The 25,709-nt window shown below is 65.1% G+C and carries 24 protein-coding genes; 11 read left to right on the forward strand and 13 right to left on the reverse strand.

Features of this window, described 5'->3' with window-relative positions; genetic code table 11:
- Positions 1-12: 12 nt before the first annotated feature.
- The 6 genes from J0O65_RS22175 to J0O65_RS22200 form a co-directional block, all read right to left on the reverse strand.
- Positions 13-822, reverse strand: coding sequence for a transglutaminase family protein (locus J0O65_RS22175; RefSeq protein ID WP_215409348.1), 810 nt, complete (start codon positions 820-822; stop codon positions 13-15).
- Positions 822-1,766: an alpha-E domain-containing protein gene (locus tag J0O65_RS22180; protein ID WP_215409349.1), complete on the reverse strand. Its 945-nt coding sequence runs from the start codon at positions 1,764-1,766 to the stop codon at positions 822-824. Before J0O65_RS22180 ends, J0O65_RS22175 begins: the two co-directional genes overlap by 1 nt.
- Positions 1,760-3,214 carry a circularly permuted type 2 ATP-grasp protein gene (locus tag J0O65_RS22185; RefSeq protein WP_215409350.1) on the reverse strand — a complete coding sequence of 485 codons (1,455 nt, stop codon included), beginning with the start codon at positions 3,212-3,214 and terminating at the stop codon, positions 1,760-1,762. Before J0O65_RS22185 ends, J0O65_RS22180 begins: the two co-directional genes overlap by 7 nt.
- Before the next feature lie 135 nt (positions 3,215-3,349).
- Complete coding sequence (locus J0O65_RS28280; protein ID WP_215409351.1) at positions 3,350-4,489, reverse strand: sensor histidine kinase; 1,140 nt, start codon at positions 4,487-4,489, stop codon at positions 3,350-3,352.
- 86 nt (positions 4,490-4,575) lie between these two features.
- Entirely contained in the window at positions 4,576-5,451 is an 876-nt protein-coding gene (locus J0O65_RS22195; RefSeq protein WP_215409352.1) for a hypothetical protein, read from the reverse strand.
- Positions 5,452-5,537: 86 nt separating this feature from the next.
- Positions 5,538-7,748 carry a TonB-dependent receptor gene (locus J0O65_RS22200; protein WP_215409353.1) on the reverse strand — a complete coding sequence of 737 codons (2,211 nt, stop codon included), beginning with the start codon at positions 7,746-7,748 and terminating at the stop codon, positions 5,538-5,540.
- 284 nt (positions 7,749-8,032) lie between these two features.
- Here J0O65_RS22200 and J0O65_RS22205 point away from each other — a divergent pair, with 284 nt between their 5' ends.
- The 3 genes from J0O65_RS22205 (at position 8,033) to J0O65_RS22215 (ending at position 10,956) form a co-directional block, all read left to right on the forward strand.
- Entirely contained in the window at positions 8,033-8,650 is a 618-nt protein-coding gene (locus J0O65_RS22205; RefSeq protein WP_215409354.1) for a hypothetical protein, read from the forward strand.
- Positions 8,651-8,764: 114 nt separating this feature from the next.
- Positions 8,765-9,718: a 2-hydroxyacid dehydrogenase gene (locus J0O65_RS22210; RefSeq protein WP_215409355.1), complete on the forward strand. Its 954-nt coding sequence runs from the start codon at positions 8,765-8,767 to the stop codon at positions 9,716-9,718.
- A gap of 47 nt (positions 9,719-9,765) precedes the next feature.
- Entirely contained in the window at positions 9,766-10,956 is a 1,191-nt protein-coding gene (locus tag J0O65_RS22215) for a low temperature requirement protein A (protein ID WP_215409356.1), read from the forward strand.
- Positions 10,957-10,983: 27 nt separating this feature from the next.
- On the opposite strand, the gene J0O65_RS22220 is transcribed toward J0O65_RS22215, so the two are convergent.
- Positions 10,984-11,514, reverse strand: coding sequence for a GNAT family N-acetyltransferase (locus J0O65_RS22220; RefSeq protein WP_215409357.1), 531 nt, complete (start codon positions 11,512-11,514; stop codon positions 10,984-10,986).
- 103 nt (positions 11,515-11,617) lie between these two features.
- Here J0O65_RS22220 and J0O65_RS22225 point away from each other — a divergent pair, with 103 nt between their 5' ends.
- The gene (locus J0O65_RS22225) at positions 11,618-12,187 is read left to right on the forward strand and encodes a helix-turn-helix domain-containing protein (RefSeq protein ID WP_215409358.1); all 570 of its coding nucleotides are present in this window, start codon (positions 11,618-11,620) and stop codon (positions 12,185-12,187) included.
- A gap of 2 nt (positions 12,188-12,189) precedes the next feature.
- Here the strand turns inward: J0O65_RS22225 and J0O65_RS22230 are convergent, their stop codons facing one another.
- The gene (locus tag J0O65_RS22230; RefSeq protein WP_251373898.1) at positions 12,190-13,086 is read right to left on the reverse strand and encodes a LysR family transcriptional regulator; all 897 of its coding nucleotides are present in this window, start codon (positions 13,084-13,086) and stop codon (positions 12,190-12,192) included.
- 63 nt (positions 13,087-13,149) lie between these two features.
- Here J0O65_RS22230 and J0O65_RS22235 point away from each other — a divergent pair, with 63 nt between their 5' ends.
- The 3 genes from J0O65_RS22235 (at position 13,150) to J0O65_RS22245 (ending at position 16,666) form a co-directional block, all read left to right on the forward strand.
- On the forward strand, positions 13,150-14,655 hold the full coding sequence (locus tag J0O65_RS22235; protein ID WP_215409359.1) for an MFS transporter: 1,506 nt from the start codon (positions 13,150-13,152) through the stop codon (positions 14,653-14,655).
- Between the two features lie 92 nt (positions 14,656-14,747).
- Positions 14,748-16,316: an EAL domain-containing protein gene (locus J0O65_RS22240; RefSeq protein WP_215409360.1), complete on the forward strand. Its 1,569-nt coding sequence runs from the start codon at positions 14,748-14,750 to the stop codon at positions 16,314-16,316.
- Positions 16,313-16,666 carry a hypothetical protein gene (locus J0O65_RS22245; RefSeq protein ID WP_215409361.1) on the forward strand — a complete coding sequence of 118 codons (354 nt, stop codon included), beginning with the start codon at positions 16,313-16,315 and terminating at the stop codon, positions 16,664-16,666. The genes J0O65_RS22240 and J0O65_RS22245 overlap by 4 nt, the downstream gene beginning before the upstream one ends.
- A gap of 3 nt (positions 16,667-16,669) precedes the next feature.
- Here the strand turns inward: J0O65_RS22245 and J0O65_RS22250 are convergent, their stop codons facing one another.
- The 3 genes from J0O65_RS22250 to J0O65_RS22260 all read right to left on the reverse strand — a co-directional run bounded on the left by J0O65_RS22250 (position 16,670) and on the right by J0O65_RS22260 (position 20,565).
- Positions 16,670-18,022, reverse strand: a complete 1,353-nt coding sequence (locus J0O65_RS22250; protein WP_215409362.1) for a serine hydrolase — start codon at positions 18,020-18,022, stop codon at positions 16,670-16,672.
- Between the two features lie 143 nt (positions 18,023-18,165).
- Positions 18,166-19,563, reverse strand: coding sequence for a serine hydrolase (locus J0O65_RS22255; RefSeq protein WP_215409363.1), 1,398 nt, complete (start codon positions 19,561-19,563; stop codon positions 18,166-18,168).
- 36 nt (positions 19,564-19,599) lie between these two features.
- Positions 19,600-20,565: a VirK/YbjX family protein gene (locus tag J0O65_RS22260; RefSeq protein ID WP_215409364.1), complete on the reverse strand. Its 966-nt coding sequence runs from the start codon at positions 20,563-20,565 to the stop codon at positions 19,600-19,602.
- A 188-nt stretch (positions 20,566-20,753) separates the two neighbouring features.
- Between J0O65_RS22260 and J0O65_RS22265 the strand changes: the two genes are divergently transcribed.
- The 3 genes from J0O65_RS22265 to J0O65_RS22275 are packed head-to-tail and all read left to right on the forward strand — an operon-like array spanning position 20,754 to position 22,392.
- A complete protein-coding gene (locus tag J0O65_RS22265) occupies positions 20,754-21,362 on the forward strand; it encodes a hypothetical protein (RefSeq protein WP_215409365.1) in 609 nt (202 codons plus the stop codon).
- 47 nt (positions 21,363-21,409) lie between these two features.
- On the forward strand, positions 21,410-21,844 hold the full coding sequence (locus J0O65_RS22270; RefSeq protein WP_215409366.1) for a DUF1801 domain-containing protein: 435 nt from the start codon (positions 21,410-21,412) through the stop codon (positions 21,842-21,844).
- Positions 21,841-22,392: a hypothetical protein gene (locus J0O65_RS22275; RefSeq protein ID WP_215409367.1), complete on the forward strand. Its 552-nt coding sequence runs from the start codon at positions 21,841-21,843 to the stop codon at positions 22,390-22,392. Before J0O65_RS22270 ends, J0O65_RS22275 begins: the two co-directional genes overlap by 4 nt.
- A 217-nt stretch (positions 22,393-22,609) precedes the next feature.
- On the opposite strand, the gene J0O65_RS22280 is transcribed toward J0O65_RS22275, so the two are convergent.
- Positions 22,610-23,632: a DNA-binding protein gene (locus J0O65_RS22280; protein WP_251373899.1), complete on the reverse strand. Its 1,023-nt coding sequence runs from the start codon at positions 23,630-23,632 to the stop codon at positions 22,610-22,612.
- A gap of 219 nt (positions 23,633-23,851) precedes the next feature.
- Between J0O65_RS22280 and J0O65_RS22285 the strand changes: the two genes are divergently transcribed.
- Entirely contained in the window at positions 23,852-24,871 is a 1,020-nt protein-coding gene (locus tag J0O65_RS22285; protein ID WP_251373900.1) for a tyrosine-type recombinase/integrase, read from the forward strand.
- Positions 24,872-25,041: 170 nt separating this feature from the next.
- Here J0O65_RS22285 and J0O65_RS22290 read toward each other — a convergent pair whose 3' ends face one another.
- A complete protein-coding gene (locus J0O65_RS22290; protein WP_215409369.1) occupies positions 25,042-25,518 on the reverse strand; it encodes a hypothetical protein in 477 nt (158 codons plus the stop codon).
- Positions 25,519-25,709: the final 191 nt, after the last annotated feature.

Genomic DNA, 25,709 nt, shown 5'->3' on the forward strand with positions numbered 1-25,709 from the left:
ATTCCTGCTCGTTTATACGGGCACGATTTGCACATCCACGTGCAGGGTTTCCGTGCCGCCACCCTGGCGCACGCCGCGCACGGGGGCCGCCGAATCGTAGTCGCGTCCGATGGCCAGGCGGCAATACGCATCCGTCATCAGCCGCGCATGCGTGACGTCGATGCTGACCCAGCCCGCGAAATCCGTGTCTTCCGTCCAGGCGTCGACCCAGGCATGGCTGGCCGCGTGGCCCGTTGTGCCCGGATCGATATAGCCGGACACATAGCGGGCCGGGATGCCCCAGGCGTGGCAGCAGGCGAGGAACAGGTGCGCATGGTCCTGGCACACGCCGCGCCCCAGGGCCAGCGCGTCGCCGGCCGTGGTGGTGACCACGGTGGCGCCGCTTTCATACGCCACCTTGCCGACGATGTGCTCGGCCAGGCGCAGCAAGTGCCCGGTGCCGGCCGTCACCCTGCGGTCCGGCAGGCTGGCGGCCGCCAGTTCGAGGATGGCGGGATCGGCCTGGGTCAGCGGCGTCGGCATGGTGAACAACAGCGGCGACAAGGTATCGACCAGGTTCAGCCGTCCCTTGTGCGGATAGATGGTTTCCACCACGCCGTGCGCCACCAGGCTCAAGGATTGATGGCTGCCGTTAATCGTCAGCATGTGCGACAGGTTGCCGTAGGCATCCGTGTAGGCGTGGCACTGGCCCGGCGTGGCGATGTGCCAGGACAGAGCGCGCTGCTGCGGCTCGCTGCGCGGCGTCAGGTGCAGCTGCTGGATGGTGTAGGCCAGCGGCGCACTGTAGGCGTACTCGGTAGCGTGGCGGATGGTGAGCTGCATCAGGCCGCCAAGGGAACGAGGAAGTCGCGGCTGACCCGGTTGCCCAGGTCGTAGATGTTTTCCAGAAATTGCGTCAATGTAGGGTGCAAGCCAGCCTTCATGATGTCGTCGATATGGCCGAATTTTAACTCGGCGTGCAGTTTGCCGGCGAAACGCTCCGTATCGGCCGACACGTCGTTGCGGATGTGTCTTAAATTTTCCACCACGTCATCCATGCAGGCGAGCAAGGACCTGGGCATGTCACCGCGCAGCATCAGCAGTTCCGCCACCCGCTCCGGGGTGATCACGTCGCGGTAGACCTTGCGGTAGATTTCGAAGCCGGAGACGGAGCGCAGCAGCGCCGCCCAGTAGTAAAAATCGCGCTGGGTGACGTCCTTCGACGTGTCGCGCGCGCCGTGGAACTTCACGTCGAGGATGCGCGCCGTGTTGTCGGCCCGCTCCAGGAAGGTGCCCAGGCGGATGAAGTGGATGGCCTCGTCCTTGAGCATGGTGCCCAGGGTCACGCCGCGCGACAGGTGCGAGCGGTATTTCACCCATTCGAAGAATTGGCTGGGGTCCGTTTCCAGCAGATTGCTTTTCAAGCGCTTCTGCATGTCGAGCCAGGTGGCGTTCTGGATTTCCCACACTTCCGTCGTCAGGGTGCCGCGCACGGCGCGGGCGTTTTCGCGCGCGCCCGTCAGGCAGGCGAGGATGGACGACGGGTTGTTCGGGTCGCGCACCATGAAGTCGAGCACGTCGCGCGTGTGGAAGCGGCCATATTTGTGGTCGTACGCGCTTTGCAGCTCGGAAATGCCCAGGGTGGCGCGCCAGCCTTGCTCCGCGTCCTGCTCGGACTGCGGCAGCATCGAGGTCTGCATGTTGACGTCCAGCATGCGCGCCGTGTTTTCCGCCCGCTCCGTGTAGCGGGCCATCCAGAACAAATGATCGGCGGTGCGGCTCAGCATGTTTTTTCTCCTGCAAAGGCGGATGTGGCTTCGAGTACCCAGGTATCCTTGGTGCCGCCTCCTTGCGAGGAGTTGACCACCAGCGAACCTTCACCGAGGGCGACGCGGGTCAGCCCGCCGGGCACCATGGAGATCGTCTTGCCGGACAGCACGAACGGGCGCAGATCGATGTGGCGCGGCGCGATGCCGGCATCCACGTACGTGGGGCAGGCGGACAGGGCGAGCGTGGGCTGGGCGATGTAGCCGCCCGGGTTGGCCAGCAGGCGCTGGCGGAAGTCCTCGATCTGCGCGGTGCTCGACGCCGGGCCCACCAGCATGCCGTAGCCGCCCGCGCCATGCACTTCCTTGACCACCAGTGTCGGCAAATTGGCCAGCACGTAGGACAGGTCGGCCGGTTTGCGGCACTGATAGGTTGGCACGTTGTTGAGGATCGGTTCCTGCGACAAATAAAACTTGATCATGTCGGGCACGAACGGGTAGATCGACTTGTCGTCGGCCACGCCCGTGCCGATGGCGTTCGCCAGGGTGACTCTTCCTGCGCGATACACGGACAGCAGGCCCGGCACGCCCAGCGAGGAGTCGGAGCGGAAGGCCAGCGGGTCGAGGAAATCGTCGTCGACCCTGCGGTAGATCACGTCGACGCGCTTGGGGCCGCGCGTGGTGCGCATGTACACGGAATTGTCGTTGACGAACAAATCCTTGCCCTCGACCAGTTCCACGCCCATTTGCTGGGCCAAAAACGCATGTTCGAAGTAGGCGGAGTTGTACATGCCGGGCGTCATGACGACGACCGTCGGGTCATCGACGCCCATCGGTGCGACGGAGCGCAGGTTGTCGAGCAGCATGTCCGGATAGTGGTCGACGGGGGCGATGCGGTTGCGGGCGAACAGTTCCGGGAACAGCCGCATCATCATCTTGCGGTCTTCCAGCATGTAGGATACGCCGGACGGCACGCGCAAGTTGTCTTCCAGTACATAGAATTCGCCCTGGCCGGCGCGCACGATATCGACGCCGGCGATGTGGGCGTAAATATCGGAGGCGACGGCGATGCCCTGCATTTCCGGGCGATACTGTGCATTCTTGTAGATTTGCTCGGCGGGAATGATGCCCGCCTTGATGATGTTTTGCTCATGATAGATATCATGGATGAACATGTTCAAGGCTTGCACGCGTTGCACCAGGCCCGTTTGCATCTGCGCCCATTCGGCGGCGGGGATGATGCGCGGGATGGTGTCGAACGGAATCAGGCGTTCCGTGCCGGCATCGTCGCCATACACGGCGAAGGTGATGCCGACCCTGCGGAACGTCAGGTCGGCTTCGGCCCGCTTGCGGGCGATGGTCTCCGGGGATTGCTGCGCCAGCCAATTGTCAAATTCACGATAGTGTTCACGTACCTTGCTGTCCGTACCCACTTCATCCGCAGTCATTTCATTGAAAAAATTTGCCATGTTGTGATTTCCCTTGAGCCGTGTCTATGCATAGCTCAGCAGGAAGCGTGCCAGTCGGCTGATGGGCGGAAAGTGCAATAATGACCACTTTTGTGGCGTTCACCGCTTAGGTGCACCGCTTTGGTGCGCGCGGCGTCAGTTTCTGGGGCTATCGGCCGCAGGTACGAAGGGCCGGCAATCGATGGGCAAGTCGAGGATGAAGGTGGTGCCCGCTTGCGGCGAACTGTCGACGGCCACGCTGCCGCCGTGGCTTTCGGCCACGTTCTGCACGAAGGGCAGGCCGATGCCCCAGCCGGGCGCGGGCGCGTGGTTGTCGCGCCGCAGGTAGTCGAAGATGCGCGCCATCTGCTCCGTGGCGATGGCATGGCCACGGTTATGGACGGTGAGTATCATGCGCTCGTGGGCGTGCGCCACGTGCACGGCGATGGGGCTGTCGTCGCCATATTTGACGGCATTGCTGACCAGGTTTTCCAGCGCGCGGCGCAGCGAGTTCTCGCACCACCAGCCCGTGACGGTCTGGCCAGTGACCTTGCAGCGGTCCGCATGCTGCAGGTTGACCTGGCCGCACACGGCTTGCGCCAGCGGCAGGATGTCGAACTGGCTCAAGGCCAGCGGCAGGCGCTGGCCCCGCTGGTAGCTGAGGGTATCGAGCAATTCCTCGATCATCGCGTCGAGGCGCTTGCTGTGTTCGCCGATCTTGCGTGCCAGCTCTTGCACCTTGGCCGGATCGGCTTGCCGCTGCAACAACTGGGCGCTGGTGGCGATGACGGACAAGGGGTTGCGCATGTCGTGCGACAGGCCGGCGGCGATGCGGCGCCGGAAACTTTCATGCATGGCCGTGAACTCGCGTATCGATTCGCGGATGCCCGTGTCGATCGAATCGTTGATGATGCGCCAGTCGCGCCGCCGCAGGGACACGCCCGCTTCGAGGGCGACGGCGGCAAAGCAGTCGCGGAAGATCTGGTATTCCTGGATCACCTGTTCCGGCCCGTAATCGGTCATGCGCGCCCGTTCATTGCCATGCACGGCCGGCACGTTCGTGTTGCTGGCCGCATTCTCGCGCGCATGGCCTCGCGTCAGCGCCTCGGCCAGGTTGTCGAAGAAGGCGGGCAGGGTGTTGATCAATATGGGCGTGAGCAATTGTTCGGCGCCGCGCACGCTGGCGCGCACGCGATGTTCCCATTCGGCCAGCACGGCGTCGCGCAGGGCGAAGATGCGTTGCGCGCGCTGGAGCGGCCGCGCTGGTGCGAACGGATGATCAGTCGAGAGCGCCACGCTTCCTCCAAGGCAGGACGGCGCACCAGCCATGCCGGCCGCACCGCATGCCGCCAGTATCCTCCTGTTGGGCGGCGCGCACGCCCTTATTGGGTGCTGTCGGGCGGCGATATGATATGGGTCAAACGGGCCAGCGTAGCGGACCAGGTTTCCAGCGAAAAGTTCTGCGGATCGTCATGACCGTTCGCATACCCCGTATCGAGCACGGCGTGGAAGGCGGGGATCAGCCACGTGCCCTTGCGCACGCTGGCGGCGAGGTACAAGAGGGCCAGGCGCTCGTATTGCGCGGCTGTAAAGCCGGGATCGGGCGCCAGGCCATCGTTGCCCTTGCCGCCGCCGGGCACGGAGTTGCGCGGCTGCACCAGTTCCACGTGCAGGAACAGGCCCGTCAGCGAAGGCTTGTCCTTTTCCAGCTTGCTGGCGTAGCCGGCCGTGCCGAAGTCGCGCACGGCCAATGAATCGCCGAGGCGGTTCACGTAGACATGGCCCTTCGGGCCGCCGCCCAGCGCGGGATTACGTCTGTTGAAATCGTTGAAATCCCAGCCGGCGTCGTTGATGTGATCGGGAATGGGGGCGGCAAGAAAATTCGGATAGCTGGTGTCGTGGATGACGAAATAGCGGGCCATGGGCGCCGCCAGCCGGCCCGCGGCGCGCGACAGGGGCGCGTCGACGGCGCCGCCCACGTCCGTTTCGCTGATCGATTGCTGCGCCAGCCAGGCGCGCAGGCGGGCCGGCGCGATGGTCGTGCGCTGGCCGATGCGGGCAGCCAGGAAGGCCGGCAGCGGCGCGCTCCCGCCCAGGCGCGCGTACCGCTGCACAGGGCGCAGCAAGCACGTCGCCTGCGCCCGCGCATCGCCCTTGAATCCGCTTTTCCAGGCGGCATATGGGCAGGCGGCTTGCTTCTGGGCAGCGGCCGGCAGGGACAGGCATAGCAAGAACAGCAGGGCAGGGAGTCGTTTCATGTCGGCATTGTCGCCGAAGCGCGGCGCGCCGCAAAGGCGCGCACGCGAAGCTGCCCGGGGAGGGGGCAGCTTAGGCGCGGGCCGAATCAGAACGCCACGCTGCCCGACACGACGAAGGTGCGCGGTGCGGCCAGCACCAGGCTGCCGGCGTCGAACGAGGAAACGGCCGAGGCCCAGTAGCTGCGGTCGGCCACGTTGTCGATGCGCGCGCGCAAGGTCACGACATGGCCCGCCACCTGGGTCAGGTAGCGCGCGCCGATGTCGACGCGGGTCCACGAGGGCAGCTGCTTGCTGTTGGCCAGATCCGCATACTGCGTCGATGTGTAGACGGTGCGGGCGTTCAGCGACAGGCCAGGCGCGCCCGGCACGTCCCATTCGCCTCCCACGCTGAGCTGTGTTGTTGGCGCGCCGATGGCATCCTTGCCATTGTTGGCCGGCTTGTCCGTCTTGCGCTGTTCGGTATCGAGCCAGGTCAGGCCGCCCAGCAGGCGCACGCCCGCCATCGGCGTGCCAAAGACGGACAGTTCCAGGCCCTGATTGCGCTGTTCGCCCGACAGGGTGGCGCGCGAACCGACCACGGCCGGCAAAGGCTTGGCCGTGGAAAACAGCGAGGCGCTCATGCCCAGCCTGCCGCCGTCATACTTGACGCCGATTTCCTTCTGTTTCGACTTGTAGGGCGAGAAAACTTCCCCCTTGTTGCTCAACGGCAGGTCCTTCTCGCCATCAAAGTAGGTACCGCTGGCAACGGGCCCTTTGACCAGCGCCTCGATGTAGTTGGCGTACAGCGACACGTTCTTGCTGGCCTTGTAGACGATGCCGGCCACGGGCGTGGTGGCACTCTTGTCGTAGCTGGAATATTGCACGGCCGTGCCGTAGGCGTACGCCGCGTCGCGGATCTGCTGGCGGCGCAGGCCCACGGTCAACAGCAGCTGGTCGTCGAGGAAGGCCATGGTATCGGCCACGGCGTAGCTGCTGAGGATGGTTTTTTGCGTCAGGCGCGGGTCGCTCATCACGCCGCCCGAGTTGACGGGCAGGGTGGGTGGCATGGCCACGTCCAGCGGACGGTAGATATTCGTCGGCAAGCCCGCATAGTCGCTGATCGCATACGCATTCTTCGCTTCGTTCCAGTGACCGGACCAGCTGGCCACCAGGGTGTGCTTGACGGCGCCCGTAACGAGCTTGCCGCGGATGCCCAGTTCGCCCGTGCGGATTTCCTGCTTGCGCGCATTATCGAAGCGGTACACGCTGGCATCGCCGTGGAGCGACCTCAACGTCGGTTGGGCCAGGCTGTTGGCTTCCTTGGTCGACCGGCCGCCAAACGCGGCCCAGGCCACGACATCCTTGGCCAGGTCCACTTCGGCGCGCGCCGTGCCGAACACGTCGTGCTCCTTCGAATAGCTCCATGGCTGGGCAAAGTTGCTCGACGCATCGGGCGCGCCAGGCAAGCTCGTCAGGCTGCCCGTGCTGATGGAAGGGCGCGGCGCCGTCAAGTCGACATTCTGGTAGCCGGCATCGGCCGACAGGCGGTAGCCGCGGCCACGATAGTCGAGGCCGACCGAAAACATGCCCACGTCGTGCTTTTCGCGCTGGATGCCGGTCTCGCCCTGGCGCTTGGCGGCATTCACGCGCACGCCGAATTCCTGCTGCTCGCCAAAGCGGCGCGCCACGTCGATGGCCGCATAGGCGTGGCCGCCCGATTCCACGCCCACCGTCCATTCCGTCAGCGGCGTGTTGCCGGCGCGCTTGGGCATCAGGTTGATGGCGCCGCCGATGCCGCTGCCGCCCGGCGCCGCGCCATTCAGGAAGGCGCTGGCGCCACGGAACACTTCCACGCGCTCGAGCAATTCCGGCGATACGTATTGTCGGGGCAGCACGCCATACAGGCCGTTGTAGGCCACGTCGTCCGAATCGAGGGCGTAGCCGCGGATCACATACACTTCCTGGAAATTGCCATAGCCGCGCGAGGTGCGCACGGCCGGATCGCTTTGCAACAAATCGCCCACGCTGCGCGCTTGCTGGTCGGCGATGAATTGCTGCGTATAGCTGGTGCTGCCGAAGGGCGAATCCATCATGTCCACGTTGCCCAGCAAGCCCATGCGCCCGCCGCGCGCCACCTGGCCGCCCGCATACGCCTTGGACAAACCTTCCGCCGACGCATCGGCCGAGGCATGCACGAGCACCGTCGGCATGCTCTGCGTGGCGCCGTCCGCCGGCGTGTTCTGGGCGTGGGCGGCGCTGCTGGCCAGCAGGAAGGCGGCCAGGGCGAACGGGGTAGGGACGAGGTGGAAGTGGTGCATGGAGTTATCCGGATATTAATGAGAATGATTATCATTATATTCCAGCGCGGCGTGGCGCGTGGGAAAGTGTGACAAAGCGCTAAAAAAGTCGCCATTCGTACAACACGGGGCAGGGCGGGGTACCGGAATCTGGCGCAGAAAGGCGCGCCAGGCGCTACCTTGTGGATTGATCAATGCCTATGGCCAAGTTTCGCTAGAATGGAGCATCGCGCCCGGCGCCCACAGGAAACCGCATGCCCTTGCACCGCCACCGACAGTCCCTTTCCATGCGCCTACGGCGGGGCTTGAGCTTGAGAAGCGCGGCCGTCGCGCTGATCCTGGCCATGCACGCGCTGGGCCTGTATTTCCTGCTCTTGCCGGCGCGGCAGCTCAAGCAATACACGGAAGTGGCGTTCATGACCTTGCTGCCGCCCCGGCCAACGCCGGCGCCGCCGCTGGTCTTGCCGCTGCCCATGCCGGTTCCCGTGCCGCGCGCACGGGCCAGCGCGCCGCCCGCCGTCCCCGACCTGCCTGCCGTGACGGCGCAGGCCATCACCATGCCCGCCGAGGAATTGCCCGCCGCGCCCGCCACGGCGCCGACCGGCCCGGACTTGCGCACGCGCGCCCGGCTGGCGGCGGGCGCCGCCGACAAGGCCCTGCGCGGCGAGCTGAAGCAAGACCAGCCGTGGCTGGCCGCTGCCGACCTCAAAAGCGAGAGCACCTTCCACAAGCTGCTTGCCTCCGCCTGGCGCGGCGGCCCCGTCATCCGCGTGGAGGAAGTCCTGACGGCCGATGGCCGGCCTGTCACGCGCGTCGTCAGCGCCGGCGGCGCCAGCTGCTTCGGGCTGGACGCGAACCCGGGCGCGGGCGCCGACCCGGCCAGGACGGGCGGCAAGGTCAAGCGCGTGCCTTGCCCCGGCTAAAGACCGTGCGGCGAGCAGGGTTTTAGCGGCGGTAACAGGCGATGCCATCCCCGGCAGGGTCTCAAGTATGCTAAGTTGCGTCTGCAAATCCTGTCGACACCAACCCGGACGCCCATGCCAGCCGAACTCCTCATCCTCGCTCCCAGTCCCTCGGCTGCCGTCAACGCGCAGCTGGAACGGCAATACACCTGCCACCGCGCCTGGCAAGTGCCGGCGGACGAACGCCAGGCCTGGCTGGCCGAACGGGCGCCGGCCATCCGTGGCGTCGTCACGACGGGCGCGCTGGGCTTGAACGCCGGCGACATGGGCTCGCTGCCGCATCTGGAAATCGTCGCCGTCAATGGCGTCGGTCTCGACGGCGTGGCACTGGACCAGGCCCGGGCGCGCGGCATCGCCGTCACCACCACGCCGAACGTGCTGACGGACGACGTGGCCGACGTGGCGCTGGCCTTGCTGCTGGCCAGCGCGCGGCACATCGTGGCGCTCGACCGTTTCGTGCGCGACGGCGGCTGGGAACGCCGCGAGGCCATCGCCCCCGCGTCCAGCCTGCGCGGCAAGACGGCCGGCATCTTCGGCTTCGGCCAGATCGGCCAGGCCATCGCGCTGCGCCTGGCCGCTTTCGGCATCAACGTGCGCTATTTCCAGCCGCGCGCCATTCCCGGCACCGATGTGCCGCGCGCGGAATCCCTGCTGGCCCTGGCGCAGGAAAGCGATTATCTGTTCGTCTGCGCGCCGGGCACGCCCGCCACGCGCAAGATCATCGACCGCGGCGTGCTCGACGCGCTGGGTCCGCAAGGCACGCTGATCAACATCGCCCGTGGCGCCCTGATCGACGAAGACGCCCTGATCGCCGCCTTGCAGGATGGCCGCCTGGGCGCGGCCGGCCTCGACGTGTTCACGGACGAACCGCGCGTACCCGCCGCCTTGCGCGCCTTGGCCAACGTGGTGCTGACGCCGCACGTGGGCAGCCTGACCGTGGAGACGCGCCATGCGATGGGGCAACTGGTGGTCGATAACCTGGCCGCGCACTTCGCCGGCTTTCCCTTGCTGACGCCAGTCAAGCTATAAAAGTCCCCAATTGAACGTTTTAATCAAGCATGAATGAAAGAGTAGCTATGGAATCGAGAAAATCGCTGTTGCGCACGCGCGGCGGGCAGGACAGCGGCAAGGTGGGCATGATCGAGCTGTTCTTCGATCTGGTGTTCGTGTTTGCCGTCACGCAACTGTCGCACGGCTTGCTGGCGCACTTGAGCGCCATGGGCTGGCTGCAGACGGGCCTGCTGCTGATGGCCGTCTGGTGGGTGTGGATTTTTACTTCGTGGATCACCAACTGGCTCGATCCCGAGCGCATTCCCGTGCGCATCAGCCTGTTCGCCCTGATGCTGGGCGGCCTGCTCATGTCGGCCTCGATTCCCGAAGCGTTCGGCACGCGGGGCCTGGGCTTCGCGGGCGCCTACGTGGCCATGCAGGTGGGCCGGCCCCTGTTCGCCTGGTGGGCCGTGCGCCATGAAGCGCTGGCGCGCCGCCGCAATTTCCAGCGCATCGCCCTGTGGGCCGTGCTGTCCGGCATTTTCTGGATCGCCGGCGGTATCGCGTCGCCCGATCAACGCATCTTCTGGTGGGCGCTGGCCCTGGCGATCGACCTGGCCGGGCCATGGATGCTGTTCGGCATGCCCGGTCTGGGCCGCTCGACGACGGCCGACTGGGATGTCGATGGCAACCACATGGCCGAGCGCTGCGGCCTGTTCGTCATCATCGCGCTCGGTGAATCCCTGCTGGTGACGGGCGCCACGTTCGCGGGCCTGGAATGGACGGCCGCCAACTGGCTGGGCTTTTTGTCGGCCCTGGTCGGCAGCATCGCCATGTGGTGGATTTATTTCGACACGGGCGCCGAGGCGGGCCACCACCGCATCGCCCACTCGAAGGACCCGGGCCGCATCGCCCGCAAGGCTTACACGTATATCCACGTGCTGATCGTGGGCGGCGTGATCGTTTCCGCCGTGGCCGATGAGCTGGCCCTCGTGCACCCGGACGAGGCGAGCTTCGCCGGCATCAGCGCCTTGCTGGGCGGCCCGATCCTGTATCTGCTGGGCAATGCGCTGTTCAAATGGGTCAGCAGCGACCGTGCCGCGCCGCCGCTGTCGCATCTGCTGGGCATTTTGATCATCCTGGCGCTGATCCCGATGGCTTACGGCCGCCTGTATGCTCCGCTGACCCTGGCCTGCATCACCAGCTGCGTGCTGGTATTGGTGGCCGTATGGGAGCATATGGCGCTGCGCCGCCCGCCACCGGAGATCGATCTCTGATGCGCGCTCCTTGATATTTGTTTGACCTCAACCGGGCGGCGCGATGCCGTCCGGGTCGCTGCGCTTGTCGAGCTGCAGCTGCAGGAACGCCAGGTCCAGCCAGGCGCCGAACTTGGTGCCCACCTGGCGCAGCAAGCCCACTTCCTCGAAACCCAGCTGCTTGTGCAGGGCGATCGAGGCGGCATTGCCCGCCTCGATGCCCGCCACCATCACGTGCTTGCCCAGGCCGCGTGCCCGCGCGATCAATTCCCCCATCAAGGCCTTACCGACGCCGGCGCCGCGCCTGTCGGCGCGCACATATACGGAATGCTCGACCGTATGCCGGTAGCCCTCGAACGGACGCCAGTCGCCGAACGAGGCGTAGCCGGCCACGTTCTGCTTTGCATCGATGGCAACCAGCACCGGATAGCCGGCCCGTACGCGGTCGGCCAGCCAGGCGGCGCGGTTGGCCGCATCCACCGTCCGTTCATTCCAGATGGCTAAAGTATTGCTGACGGCATCGTTGTAGATGGCCGTGATGGCCTCGATGTCGCCCGCATGGGCATCGCGTATCTGCATGTTGCTCTCCGCACTCGGCGTCTACTATAATGGACAAATCATAGATCGCCACCCGCCACTTGTCCAATAAAATCCGAATGGAAGCCCGAATAAAATCCAATATATGTCCACTAAACCAGACGAATTGAACCAGCGTATCGGCGCCCGGGTGCGCCTCGAGCGGGAACACCTGGGCTGGTCGCTGACAGAGCTGGCGGCCCGCTCGGGCGTGTCGCGCGCGATGGTGCACAAGGTGGAACGGGGCGACTGCAGCCCCACGGCCACCTTGCTGGCGCGCCTGTCGGGCGCCTTCGACCTGAGCATGTCCGAGCTGATCGCCCGTGCCGAGATGCGCCCAGGGCGCATGCTGCGCCAGGCAGACCAGCCCGTGTGGATCGACCCGCAGAGCGGCTATGTGCGGCGGCACGTGTCGCCCGCGTCCGACATGCCGCTCGACCTCGTGCATATTACCTTGCCGCCGGGCGCCGTGGTGGCCATGCCGGCGGCAGCCTATGTGGCGCGGCGGCAACTCATCTGGTCGCTCAGCGGCAGCCTCGTGTTCATGGAAGGGGATACCCGCCACGTGCTGGACGCAGGCGACTGCCTGGAGCTGGGGCCGCCGGCCGACTGCGTGTTCAGCAATGAAACGGCCAGCGCCTGCACCTACGCCGTGGCGGTATTGAAGAGCGCTTGAGCTTAAGCCAGCGCCGCCGCGCGCAGCTGGGCGATGAAGGCGCGCGCGGCGGGCGCCTGTTCGTGGCGGCGGAAGGCCACGGCGATTTCCGAGCTGATTTGCGGCGCCGCCAGTTCGCGGAAGCACACGCCGGGCAAGCGCACGCTGGCCATCACGGAGTGGGGCACGATGGCGCAGCCCACGCCCAGCGACACTTCCGTCAGCACGGCCACCAGGCTGCCCGGACGCGACACCACCTGCGCCGCGAAGCCGCCGCGCCGGCTCAGTTCCAGGGTGCCCAATTCCTGTTCCGGCACGATGAAGGCCTGCTGCGCCAGCGCGGCCGGTTCCGCCACATCCAGCAAGGCGAGCGGGCTGTCCGCCTGCACGGCCAGCACGAAGCGGTCGCGCAGCAAGACCACGCTGTCGAGTCCATCCGGCAAGTGCAGGGGCGGGCGCACGAAGGCCAGGTCCACCCGGCCCTGGTCCAGCAAGCCGGGCAGGGCATCCATCGGGTATTCGCGCGCACCGATATGGATGCCGGGATGGCTGGCGCGAAAGCGGGCGAACTGCTCCTGCAGCACGCCGGCATACGCGGCCGAGGCCACGTAGCCGATTTCCAGCCGTCCCAGCTCGCCCCGGCCCGCGCGCCGCGCCACTTCCTGCGCCTGCGCCAGTTGCGCCAGCGCGCGCGCCGCTTCCAGCACGAACAGCTCTCCGGCCGCCGTCAGGGCCACGGCGCGCTTGCTGCGCTGGAACAGGCGCGTACCGAGCAGGCTTTCCGTTTCCTGCACCTGCTTGGTCAGCGCGGGCGGCGAAATGCCGAGCTCGGCGGCGGCCCGCGCGAAGTGCAGGCTGTGCGCCACGGCCAGCACGCAGCGGAAATGCCGCAGTTCCATCTCTTTGTCTGTATTCACCATGAGGAAATTATAAGGCGATTGTCTTATAACAGGAAATAATACAAGCCTGCTTACAATCGAGGCATGAAGAATACCGACTGGACCTTATATACGTGCTCGGGCGTGTGCGCGCTGATCATGCTCGACACCAACGTGGTGGCCGTCTCGCTACCCTCGATCGCCCGCGCGCTCAACGCCAGCTTCGTCGACGTGGAATGGGTGGTCAGCGCCTACATGCTGGCGTTCGCCTCGTTCCTGCTGCCCGCCGGCAGCATCGCCGACCGCCTGGGCCGGCGCCGGGTGATGCTGTTTGGCCTGGCCGTGTTCGCGCTGGCTTCCCTGCTGTGCGGCCTGGCGTGGACACCGTTCGTGCTCAACGTGGCGCGCGCCGTCAAGGGCCTGGGCGCGGCCTTGCTGCTCACGTCCGCGCTGGCCGTCATCGGCCACACCTTTCACGCGGAAAAGGAGAGGGCGCGCGCCTGGTCCGTGTGGGGCGCGGCCATGGGCGTGGCCATGACGGTGGCGCCGCTGCTGGGCGGCCTGGTGACGAGCGCCATCAACTGGCGCTGGATTTTCTATCTGAACCTGCCCGTCGTGGCCATATTGATGTGGCTGGCAAACAGGCACGTGGAGGAGTCGAAGGATGCGTCCAATGCCAGCTTCGACCCGGCGGGCGCGCTGCTGTTTTCCGCCGGCCTGTTCTGCATCATCTGGGGCCTGATTGACGCCAGCGTGGCGGGCTGGGCCAGCCGCGCCACCTTGCTGCGCTTCGCGGCCGGCGCGGCGCTGCTGCTGGTGTTCGTGCTGGTGGAGCGGCGCCAGCGCGCGCCCATGGTCGATTTGCGCCTGTTCGGCCGGCGCGTCTTCGTCGGCGCCGTGCTGGGCATGTTCGGCTATGCCATCGCCGCGCAGGTGATGATGACCTTTTTGCCCTTGTACTTGCAGAACGCCTTCGGCTTTTCCGCCGTGCTGGCCGGCTGCGCCATGCTGCCGTTTGCCGTCGCCATGGTGGTGCTGTCGCGCCTGGCGCCGCGCGCCATGCACCACCTGGACGACCGCGGCATCCTCGTCACAGGCTTGCTGATCGTCGCCGCCGGCAACGTGGCCACGGCCCTGGCCGCCGCCAGCCTGCAGTACGGCTGGGTGGCGGCCGGCATGCTCGTCACGGGCGCGGGCGCAGGATTGCTGAACGGCACCACGCAAAAGGCCATCCTCGCCTGCATCCCCCGCGAGCGCACGGGCATGGGTTCCGGCATCAGCACCACCACGCGCTTCGTCGGCATCGTGCTGGCCGTGGGCGCGCTGGGCGCCGTGCTGGCCATGCGCACGGGCGCTTCGTTCGAGCAACTGGCGTGGCTGCACGGCTTGAAAGCGTCGCCCGAAATGATCGGGCGCATCGTCGCCGGCAACGCGGCCGAGGCCTTCGGCCAGCTGCCGCCCGCGCTGCAGGCCGTGGCGCAGGAAGCGGCGCGCCACGCCTTCATCGACGGCTTTGCCAGCGTGCTGTACCTGGCCGGCGGCCTGGCGGCCGTGGTGGCGGCGCTGGTCTTCGTGCTGGCAAGGCCAGTGCAAACAGCGGGAAAAGTGTAACTGTTCAGCAATATCAGCGTGCGCCGCCTGGACTTGTAATATGATGCCATCGAGCAATACATGGCATTCATATAACTACCGCAGGTAATTCCATGCGCAGAAAACGCATCATCATCACCAGCGTGCTGGTGGCCGTCATCGGCGTGGCCGCTCCCCTGAGCCTGGCCTTCTACCTGTCGTCCGTGCGCGCCGAGCAGGGCGAGCAGGAACGCCTGCGCCTGCTCGCCGGCTATGCGCTCGAGCGCGCCCACCGTTCCATCGCCTCGGCCAGCGCCGCTCTGCGCAGCGCCGATGCGCTGGACCTGGCGCCGTGCTCGGAAGCGCATGTCCAGCAATTGCGGCGCATCACCATCACCACGCGCAGCATCGACGATATCGGCTATGTGGAAAACGGCTTGCTCAAATGCACGTCCACGGGCATCGAGGACGAGCGCATCGCCGTCACGCCCCCCGACTTCACGCTGGCCAACGGCATGGGTCTCGATTTCAACCTGCGCCCCGTCGTCAGCGGCGGCAAGCGCATGGTGGGGTTGTCCTACCGCGCCTACAAGGTGCTGATCGATCCCGTGCGCTTTTCCGACGTCATCGTCGACAGCGACATCCAGATGGCCGTGGCCATCGGCAAGAGCGGCGTGCTCGACACCTTGCACCATCCCGATCCGGCGCAGGTGCAAGCCCTGCTCGCCGGGCTGCCAGCGACGTGGGACGCGGCGCACGATGGCAGCATCCATGCGACGCTGTACCGCGATGGCTTGACGGCCGTCATGATCGAGCCGCGCAGCAAACTCAACGACAGGCTGCGGCGCGAACAGTTGCTGCTCTTGCCGCTGGGCCTGCTGATGGCCGTCTTCATCGTCGGCATCGTCGTATGGCTGTCGCGCCGCCGCCTGTCGCTGCGCGGCGAACTGGAAACGGCCGTCGAGCGGCGCGAGTTCTTTGTCCATTATCAGCCTATCATCGCGCTCGACACGGGCGTGTGCGTGGGCGCCGAGGCGCTGATACGCTGGCGCCGTCCCGATGGCAGCATGATACGGCCCGACCTGTTCATCCCGGTGGCCGAGGAAAGCGAACTCATCCTTCCTATCACCGACCAGGTGATCGCTTGCGTCATCGCCGACATGCGCGCCGCGCTGCTGGCCGACCGCGAGCTGCACATCGCCATCAACCTGTGCGCGAGCGACATTGAAACGGGCAGGGTGCTCGACGTGCTCGAGCGGGCCCTGGCCGGCACCGGCATCGAGGCCCAGCAGATCTGGCTGGAAGCGACGGAGCGGGGCTTCATCAATGTGGAAGCGGCGCGCGCCACCATCGAAAAGGCCAGGGCGCGCGGCCACGCCGTGGCCATCGACGACTTCGGCACCGGCTATTCCAGCCTGGCTAGCCTGCAAAACCTGCCGCTCGACGCCTTGAAGATTGACAAATCCTTCGTCGACACCATCGGCACGGACGCGGCCACCAGCAGCGTCACGCCGCACATCATCGCCATGGCCCGCACCCTGAACATGCTGATCGTGGCCGAAGGCATCGAAACACAACAGCAAGCCGATTATCTGCTGGAACGCAAAGTCGAATTCGGCCAGGGCTGGCTGTTCGCCAAGGCGCTGCCGGCCGCGGAGTTCCTCGCCTATTATCAAACGCACCGCGCGCCACCGTCCCCATGAAACCGCCACGCTTTCCCTATCCCTTGCAGCCGCTGCGCGTGCCCGGCGGCTGGCACATCACCGTCAACACCCTGTTCGAGGTGGAGCCAGGCCCGGACACCATGGAATGGTTCAGCAGCGCATTGCTGCTGTGGGGCAGCTGCCGCGACACCGGTTACTGCTTCAATTCGCACTTCGAGCCGGAAGACGACCCCGCCGGCGAATTCGTGCTGGAGATGGGCAAGGTGACATACGACCGCCACGGCAAGATCGTCCAGGGCAGCGACGCCTTCCTGGGCGAATTCCGCACGCGCAGCAAGGCGGCGTTTGTCGCCCGGGTCGAGCAATTCATGCGCGACCCGGCAGCCTGAACGCTACGGCTTGCGCGGCAAGACCACGTCCTGCCCGCCTTGCGTGAGCACGGCGCTGATGATCTTGCCGCCCGCATCGCGCGTAAACGCCAGCTCCGCGTCGATGGCGCGGAAGAAGAACTGGTCTTTCGCGCTGGCAAACAGGGGCGCCGCGCCCACGCCCGTGCCGGCCGCTTCCAGGCCCTGCTTGCCCAGGGTCACCGTCAAGGTGAAATCGGTGCCCAATGGATACTCGCCCACATACTCGGCGAGCGCGGCGCGCGGCACGTCGATGGCCGTTTGCGGCTTTTTCAGCGGCGGCAAGGGCGTGCCGGGCAGCAAGGTCGACAAGCCCAGGGCGTCGACGTCGCGCGCCGTGTTCGTCAACACCACCACGCCCCGCTTGCCATCCGTCGTGAACGCCGCATAGCTGCTGTAGCCGCCCGTCTGGCCGCTGTGCCAGGCGTAGCCGTGTCCCTGTCGCTGTTCCAGCAGCCAGGCCAGGCCGATTTTCGTCTCGCCATCCGGCGCCAGCGGCCGCTGCGGCTGGATCGCCAGCGCATACGGGCGCAGCGGCTTGAACATATATGCTTGCAGGTAGGCGACCATGTCGCGCGCACTGGAATACACGCCGCCGGCCGGCGCCACCACATTCAAATCCCAGGCGGGCGTGGACTCGCCCGTGAGCAAATGGCCGGGCGCCAGGCGCGCCCGCATGCCGTGCGTGGGCTGGTTCGACGTGGAACGCATGCCCAGCGGCACGGCGATGCGCTTTTGCAGCAGCGCTTCATAACTGCCGCCGGCCTGCTCGGCCAGGGCCGTGCCCAGCACGGCATAGCCGATGTTCGAGTAGTCAAATTGCGTGCCCGGCGCGCGCGGCAGCCGGTAGGCGGCGAGGAACTGCCGTTGCTTCGCCGCCGTGTAATCGGCATACGGATTGGCCGGATCTTGCGGCGCGAAGTTGTCGGGCAGGCGCGGCAGCGAAGAATAATGCGTGGCCAGGTCGAGCAGGCTGATCGTTTTGCCGTCGAAGGCGGGCACCGTATAGCCCGGCAAGAATGCCGCCACGGGCGCGTCGAGTTCCACCTTGCCCTCGACGACGGCGTCGGCCAGCAGCAAGGCCGTCATGGTCTTGGTGATGGAACCGATCTGGTAGACGGTGTCGGCGCCCGGTTTGATGTTCTTGCCGGCATGCACGCTGCCGAAACCGTAGACGGCGCTGTCCTTGCCGTCGATCACGGCGATGACGAGGCTGGCGTGCATGCCGTTCTGCGTGAGTTCCTCGGCGCGCTGGCGCACGGCCGCGTCCAATACGGGCGCGGCCAGGGCGGCGCTGCCCAGGAGGCAAAGGGGGAGGAGGGCAAGGCGTGACGTCATGGGAGCCTGTCAGGTGATCAATGGAAAAAGCAAGGTCACGCCAGCCGCCGGATAAAGTGGTTGGGATGAATTCCGAGCATAGGCCATCTACATGAAGAAATCCTGAGTTTTACGCCACACTTATCGAATGAGTAACAACAAGGCTAGAACTGCCGTTTGGCGAACTTTGCGATGCCATGCTGGTGTAGGACCAGGCCGATAATGGTGCCCTCGGCGTCACGCTGGAACACCAGATGCCCGCCGGTCATCCTGGAGAAGAACGTGTCCTGCGCGCTGGCGAACATGAGCGCTTCACGCGGTTCCGTTGTGCCCGATTCCAGTATGTCTGCAAGCAAGCCATCGGGGCCCTGGCGCACGTTGAGGATAACACTGGCGCCCAGCGCATACCGCCCTGCATATTGCACCAGATCGGCCGGGGCGACGGCTATTTCCGGGGGGATTGACGCTGGTAACGGCAATGGCGGAAGCTGGCTTTGCCACAGAACGGCCTGGCCCAGCGACTGGACCTCGCGCGATGTGCCGCTCATTACCACTACGCCACGCATGCCATCGAGACTAAAGCCGACAAAACTGGTGTAGCCACCTGACAGGCCGTTGTGCCAGGCGTAGTTTTTTCCGTTGACGCGCTCGAGTGTCCACGCCAGGCCGAGTGTCCTGGCGCGCGGGTCATGGCCTTCGCCACCCAATACCTGCTGCGGCCGCAAGGCCAGCTTTTGCGCCTCGCCAGCAGGCCGCATGTAGGATTGCAGATAGCGTATCATGTCGCGCCCGCTTGATAATACGGCGCCAGCGCCCTCGAGGGCGCGGAAATCCCAGATCGGTACGGGCACGCCATTGTCCAGGTGGCCATGCGCCATGCGCTCGCGCATTTCCGGTGACGGTATCGTGGTCGTCGATGGCATGTCCAGTGGTCCCGTGATGCGCGCCCGCAGCAGGTCTTCATACGACATCTTTGCCTGCGTTCCCAGCGCCGTTCCCAGCAGGCCGTAACCAAGCATCGAGAATTCAAACTCCGTGCCGGGCTTGCGTGTCAGCGCATAGCCAGCCAGGAAGGTGCGCAGCTGCGCTTCGTCATAGTCGGTAAACGGATCCAGGGGATTGGCCGAGTGCAGATTATCAGGCATGACAGGCAGGCCGGAAAAGTGCGTTGCCAGCGAACGCAGGGTGATTTTCTGTGCGCCGAATTCGGGAATCGTATAGCCCGGCAGCAACTCGGACACCGGCTGCTCCAGCCTGACCTTGCCCGTCACGACAGCGTCGGCCAGCAGCAAGGCCGTGAATGTCTTGCTCACGAAACCGAGTTCATAGATGGTGTCGGCATCAGGCTGGTAGCTATCGTTGTCGCGTGCACGGCCAAAGCCATACACGGCGCTATCCTTGCTGTCGATTACGGCGATGAGCAGGCTGGCGTGCTGGCCGTTGCGCACCAGGGTTTCCGCCCGTTCGCGTATGGCCGCGTCGAGCGTGGGCGTGGCCATGGCGCCGCAGGTGGACAGGGATAAAACAGACACAAACAGGGCGCGCAGGCGTATGGGGATCATCGATGCCGTCGGGTGATAGTTGCTGAAAAGAAAGCATCATAGCATCCTTGAGTAATGGCTGGTTTGGCAAGATACCTCAGACATTGTTGCCACAGGCGTATCCAGCAAACCCGCCAGCTGCGCGCGCAGGTCGGCGGCCATGCCGAGCAGCAATTCACCGCGCCGGCGCGCATCGGCGCGTTTCTTCGACGGCACCTGGGCCAGGTCCGGAACCCGGTAGGGGGCGCAGGGCAGGTGATAATTGCCGTCACGCATGCGCAAGGCGTGCAATTCCTGCCACGCCAGGTCGTAATCGGCGGCGATATGGCGCCGGCGGCGCGCATTCAGGGCGATGCGGTTGTCGTTGCTGATCAAGAACAGATTGGTACAGGCAAAAAAATCGCCAAAGTCGCGCAAGGCTGTCACCATCAGGTTTTTCGGACGGCAGCCGTGCAGCGCCCGCGTGGCGTCCTTGACGGCCAGCTTGCCCGCCTCCGAGCGCAAACCTTGCAGTGCGCCCAGCTGCAAGGAGACGCCATCGGCGCGCGGCACGAACAAAAAACTGGCCAGGTACAGAGGCTGGCCGTCGCGCGTCAGGCGCAGGCACAGTTCGCCTTCGCGGTAGCTGTCGTGGATGGCCGTCAGCTGCAAGCGGTACAGCGCCCCATCCTTGCCTTCGAACGCGGCCAGCACCACGGGCTGGCGCGCGGCCCGCTCGACGAGGGCGCGCGCCCCGGCTTGCCACAGGAAACGGTAATGCCCTTCCAGCAAGGCCAGTCTATCCGCGCAACCGAGCTGGCGCGACGCGTATGGCCGGTAAATCTTGAAGCGCAGGCAGGGATGCAGCTGCGCCAGCGAACTCAGGCCAGGCATGCTTCCCAGAAAAGCTTGCCAGCGCGTGCGCTGGCGGGGAAAGAAGAGGGCGCCCAGCGCCGCTTTCAAGCGGTGGCCGCTGGCGGAGGTTGGTGGCACGGCGGGTGGCACGGCGGCGCCGTGGTGCAGGGGTAAAGCGATGTCATTCATGATTCAGCCGGAAAAGGGCAGGCGCTGCACAATGAGAGCCTTGCCAATCTGAATGCTACGCGGGCCAGGTGAATTTCCTATTAAGAAGCCATGCATGCGGGCTTTAGAGGATGGCAACTAAACATTTGCCTTCTGGCAATATGGACGGTTATGCTCGCGGCACCTTCACTCCTCGACTGATGCCGCTCATGAATCACCGCCCATTGCTTGCCATTCCCCTGCTCGTTACCGCCCTGGCCGCCCAGGCGCAAGACCGCACGGCCGATCCCCTGGGCCCGTTGGCGCAATGCATCAACCGCAGCGAGTTCCAGTTCCGGCAGCAAGACCGCTTGCCCGCGCACGTGACGACGCGCAGCGTCAAGCTGGCGACGGGCGAGGGGCAGGTATCGACGGCCGATGGCTATCGGCTGATGCTGTTCCGCAAGGGTAGCTTGCCCTTGGTGAACCTGAAAATCGAACGCAGCGCCGAAGGCAGGTTTGCCGCCGACCGCGACACCATCGTGGCGCAGATGCAGCAGATGGCCGCCAACAGCAAGGCGCCGCAATTAGTGTCGCTGGAAACGGACACGCGCCAGGGCGTGGAAGTGCTAGGATTGAACAATCCCAATGTCACGCAATCGGCGGGCATCATCAGTTTATACACCTTGCTGCATGCCGCCAGCGGGACGGTCGCCACCGCCTATCTGCTCAACCAGCCGGCGGACAAACGGGAATTCGCGACGGATGCGCAGTACCAGGCCTTGCGCGACCAGTTCATCAGCTCGCTGGCCGCTTGCATGGCCGATCCCGCGCCGTAAGGCAGGCGCACACAGGCACAGGCAAGCCAGGAAAGGAGATCACCGCCATGAAAAAAACAGAACCAGACACGCAGTCCCAGGATGGCGCGGTGAGCGCCGAGTCCGCTACTCGCCTGATCGACGCGAAAATCGCCGCGCTGGCCGACTGGCGCGGCAAGACGCTGGCCACCGTGCGCGCACTGATACGCCAGGCGGACCCGGACGTGGTCGAGGAAGTCAAATGGCGTGGCGTGCCCGTCTGGTCGCACGCGGGCATGATTTGCACGGGCGAAACCTATAAACTGGCCGTGAAACTCACCTTCGCCAAGGGCGCCGCCTTGCCCGATCCGGCCGGCCTGTTCAATGCCAGCCTGGACGGCAACACGCGCCGGGCCATCGACCTGCACGAAGGCGCGCACCTCGATACCGCGGCGCTCAAGGCGCTGATCCGCGCCGCCGTGGCCCTGAACACGGCGCCGAAACCAAAACGGACTTCTGTTTGAGACACTATTTATATATCTGGCACGACCCGGCCGAGCGCATGCTGGTCGCTTCCGGCATCGAATTCAAGGATGTCATCCCCCCGCTGCTGCACGCGGACGGCATCGTGCTGCGCAGGGGCAGTGCGGGAACGATCAAGAAGCCCGCCGCCTTCCAGACTCTGGCGCGCCAGCAACTGCCAGCCCTGGCGCATGAAGACATGTCCGGCTGGGGCAGCCATGCCTGGGCCGATTGGCGCGGCGCGGCGCCGGCCTCGCTGGACGCGGACGTGGCCGCGATGCTCGACCACCGGGGCGCGCTCGCGCCGCTGCCCGCCTTGCACAGCCGCTTCCTCGCCTTTGCCCACGACGACGGCTGGTATCTGAAGCTGTTGTATGCGGCGTGGGGCGATGTGGCGGCCTTGCTCGCGGGCGGCATCCCGCCAGCCTTGGGCGCGCTGGACATGGATGCGCTGCAACGGGGAGGCGACGGCTACTGGCTGCAAGACGGCGTGCTCGACCTTGAACCACCCACCCACGACATCGACAGCGTGTTGAACCGTCGCCTGTAACGAAGGAACAGTGCGCCAGCCAAGACCCTGATTCGTCCTTGCGCCAGCGCGGACACGGTCTCCTGCAGCGCCATCCTGGCCCTGTTATGCGCGCGCGGGCTGGGTCGAGGACGCTGGCGACGGCGGCGTGGACGCCATGGGTGCGTGGATACGCGTGCGCTACCGTGCCGGGTAGGGATAGTTTTCACCATGGAGTTCCCAGCCCATGTTGGCGGGTTCAACCATCGCGCTTATCCTTGCCATCCATGAGCAGGGCCAGCCTGGCCGCCATGCCGGCATTGTCGCGCAGCAAGCCATCGCGTTCCTGCGCCAGGCTTTCCACCTTCTGCTGCGATGCCTGGGACTGTTCCGCCAGCATGTCGAGCTGGCGGTCTTGCGCGGCCAGCGCCACCTTGGCGTCGTTCAGCGCCAGCAGGGCCGTATCGAGCTTGGCCAGCAGGGCGTCGGCGGAGGCGGCCGCCTGCAGGTATTGATATTCGAACTGGTCGCGCTCGGGCCGCACGGTGGCCAGCGCCGCGCGGTCGGCCGCCGCTTCGCCGGACAAGCGCGTGTGCTCCGCCTGCAGCTGCGCCAGGCGCACGTCTTGCTGCACCAGCGTCGCTTGCTGGCCTTGCACACGCTGCTGCAGCTGGGCGTTATCCTGCTCCAGCCGGCTTTCCCGCTGCTGCGCCTGCGCGCGTTCCTCGCTGCGCTGGGCGGCCGCCGCTTCCTGGTAATGGTCGAACTGCGAGCGCACCTGCGCCAGCTGGCGGTTCAGGGCCGCGATGTCCTCGCCGCGGTCGGCCAGGCGCTGCGTCAGGCCCGCGTTATCGCTGTGCAAGGTGGCCAGGGTGACGGCGCGAAAATGGTGCTCTTCCTTCAGTTGCGCCAGCGCATGCTGGGTGGCGCGCAATTCCTGGGTGAGGGCGGCGCGCGCCTCCGTCAGTTTCACGCGCTCGGTTTCCGTCTTTTTCAGCTTGTCCAGCGCCGCGTCGAGTTCGGCGCGGTTTTCCCGCATGCCCGTTTCCAGCTGCTGCGCCACGTCGCGCTGCTGCTTTTCATAGACGCCGCGCATCGCCTCCATCAGCTCGGCCGGCAAGCCTGATTCCGTTTTCACGGCGCCCGCGCCCTGGAACTCTTCCTTCCAACGTTTCAGCAGGGGAGCGATGGTGCTCTTGCTGCCCGTGCTGCCCAGCGCTTCGCGCACGCTGTCGACTGTGGGATTGCGTCCATCGGCAGCGACAATTTGGGCTGCTTTCATAACATCAGAGTACAGAATGCCGGTGCGGGCCATAAAATCACCTATGAGCGAAATTTAGTAACGTATTACATGATACGTAATATCGCATAATATTACGATATAAATTTTAAGGATATTTGAAAATATAAGCTGCGATAAGATTGCTTATCGCGTGTTATGGGGTGGTTTGCATGCTATTCTGCGTATTTCCCAGTACACCAGCCCGATTTCAGCGATTCCATGCCCGATTTGCCCCTTTCCAAACGCCGCGCCGCAGGGCCGAAAAGCGCCGCCAGTGCCGTGGCACCATTACATGGCGCCCTGATCGATGCCGAGGTGGCCGCGCGTCACCAGGCGTTTCTCGCCGCCGCCACCTCGGACAACACGCGCCGCACCTACCGTTCCGCCATCCGCCACTTCCAGGCCTGGGGCGGGGCGCTGCCCGCCGACGAGTCCACCGTCATCCGCTACCTGATGGCGTATGCGGACAGCCTGAACGCGCGCACCCTGGCCCTGCGCCTGACGGCCCTGTCGCAATGGCATGTGTATCAGGGCTTTGCCGACCCCGCGTCCACGCCCACCGTGCGCAAGACCCTGGCCGGCATCGCCCGCCTGCACGGCAAGCCGAAGAAGAAGGCCAAGGCCTTGCCGCTGGAAGACCTGGAGCTGATCGTCGCCCGGCTGGCCGCGCTGGGCAGCGTCAAGGCCTTGCGCGACAGCGCCTTGCTGCAGCTGGGCTTTTTTGGCGGTTTCCGGCGCAGCGAACTGGCGGGATTGACGGTGGAAGACGTGAGCTGGGAGCCGCAGGGCATGGTGATCACCTTGCCCCGCTCGAAAACGGACCAGCTGGGGGAGGGCATCGTCAAGGCGATCCCGTTCGGCGACGGTGTCTGCTGCCCGGCCACGGCCCTGCGCGCCTGGCTGGCCGTGGCGCACATCCGCACGGGGCCGCTGTTGCGCCCCGTCAATCAATGGGGCCATGTGAGCGCGAAAGCGCTGCATGCGAGCAGCATCAATACCATACTGGAAAGCTGCGCCAGGCTGGCGGCGCTTGATTACGTGCCGGAACTATCGAGCCACAGCCTGCGCCGCGGCATGGCCACCAGCGCGCACCGGGCCGGCGCCGATTTCCAGGCCATCAAGCGCCAGGGCGGCTGGCGCCACGACGGCACCGTGCATGGCTATATAGAAGAGGCGGGGCGCTTTGAAGAGAATGCGGCGGGAAGTTTATTGAAAGGAAAGAAAAAGGCGGCGGCCTGAGAGAGCGCAGCACCTTGCTGGTATCCGTCTGGCAGCAAACACGAGTGACGGGGCATGGCTTTGTGCATCTGGCTGGACGCGCAGCCGCCATTGAGAGACATCTTCATCGACTGTCCGCCAGCTTATGTTTGCATGCGAGTTCTCTTGACGATTTTTTAGAAGGCGCAAACTTAGCTCCAATGCAGAAAACCTGGGTGTTCCAAATCGATGAGCCATGTGTGAATGGCGCGAATGCCCGCTTCGCGAGGCAATACCAACTCGCTTGATGGCGTGTAAAGAGATCCGTCATCATCTTTGAACGAGATGACGTTGTTAATCGGTATTGGGCCATTGAGATTGCTGGCATTGTGATCGCGATGCTCGCCTATTCGGGCAACGGCATACGCTTCGGAACACCACAAACAAAAGTCGCCGAGGCTGACATTGTCTCGCCAGACAGAAGCTTCCACCAAACAATCAGAGTCAGTCGGAACGCCAAGCCAGGTAACGGCTGCCGTTCCTGTGTCAAATGTCCCCGTCACCGAGGTCGGCTCTGGTGTGTATCGTATGATCGTTAGTGCGTAACGTTGCCCACTCGAGCGTTGCTTCAATGCGGTTTCTTTATTGAAATTGAAAATCGTACGTTTGAAAAAAGAGTTCAGTGTCATTGTGCTATTTTGAGTATTGCCGAGAGGCCTAAAAGCCTTGGGAGGAAATATTTCTTGATGAATTGCAAATGAGGTTCAGGCGACTCTCATTGTCAGTTCAAAAGCGCTTCCGAATTTGCCGGGATGCCAACCCTGCGTCAATGCTTGCCGAATAGCATATTCCACGACTGATGGCGTGATCGCGCGCGCTT

The sequence above is a fragment of the Janthinobacterium sp. JC611 genome (assembly GCF_018682595.1).
Taxonomy (GTDB): domain Bacteria; phylum Pseudomonadota; class Gammaproteobacteria; order Burkholderiales; family Burkholderiaceae_D; genus Janthinobacterium.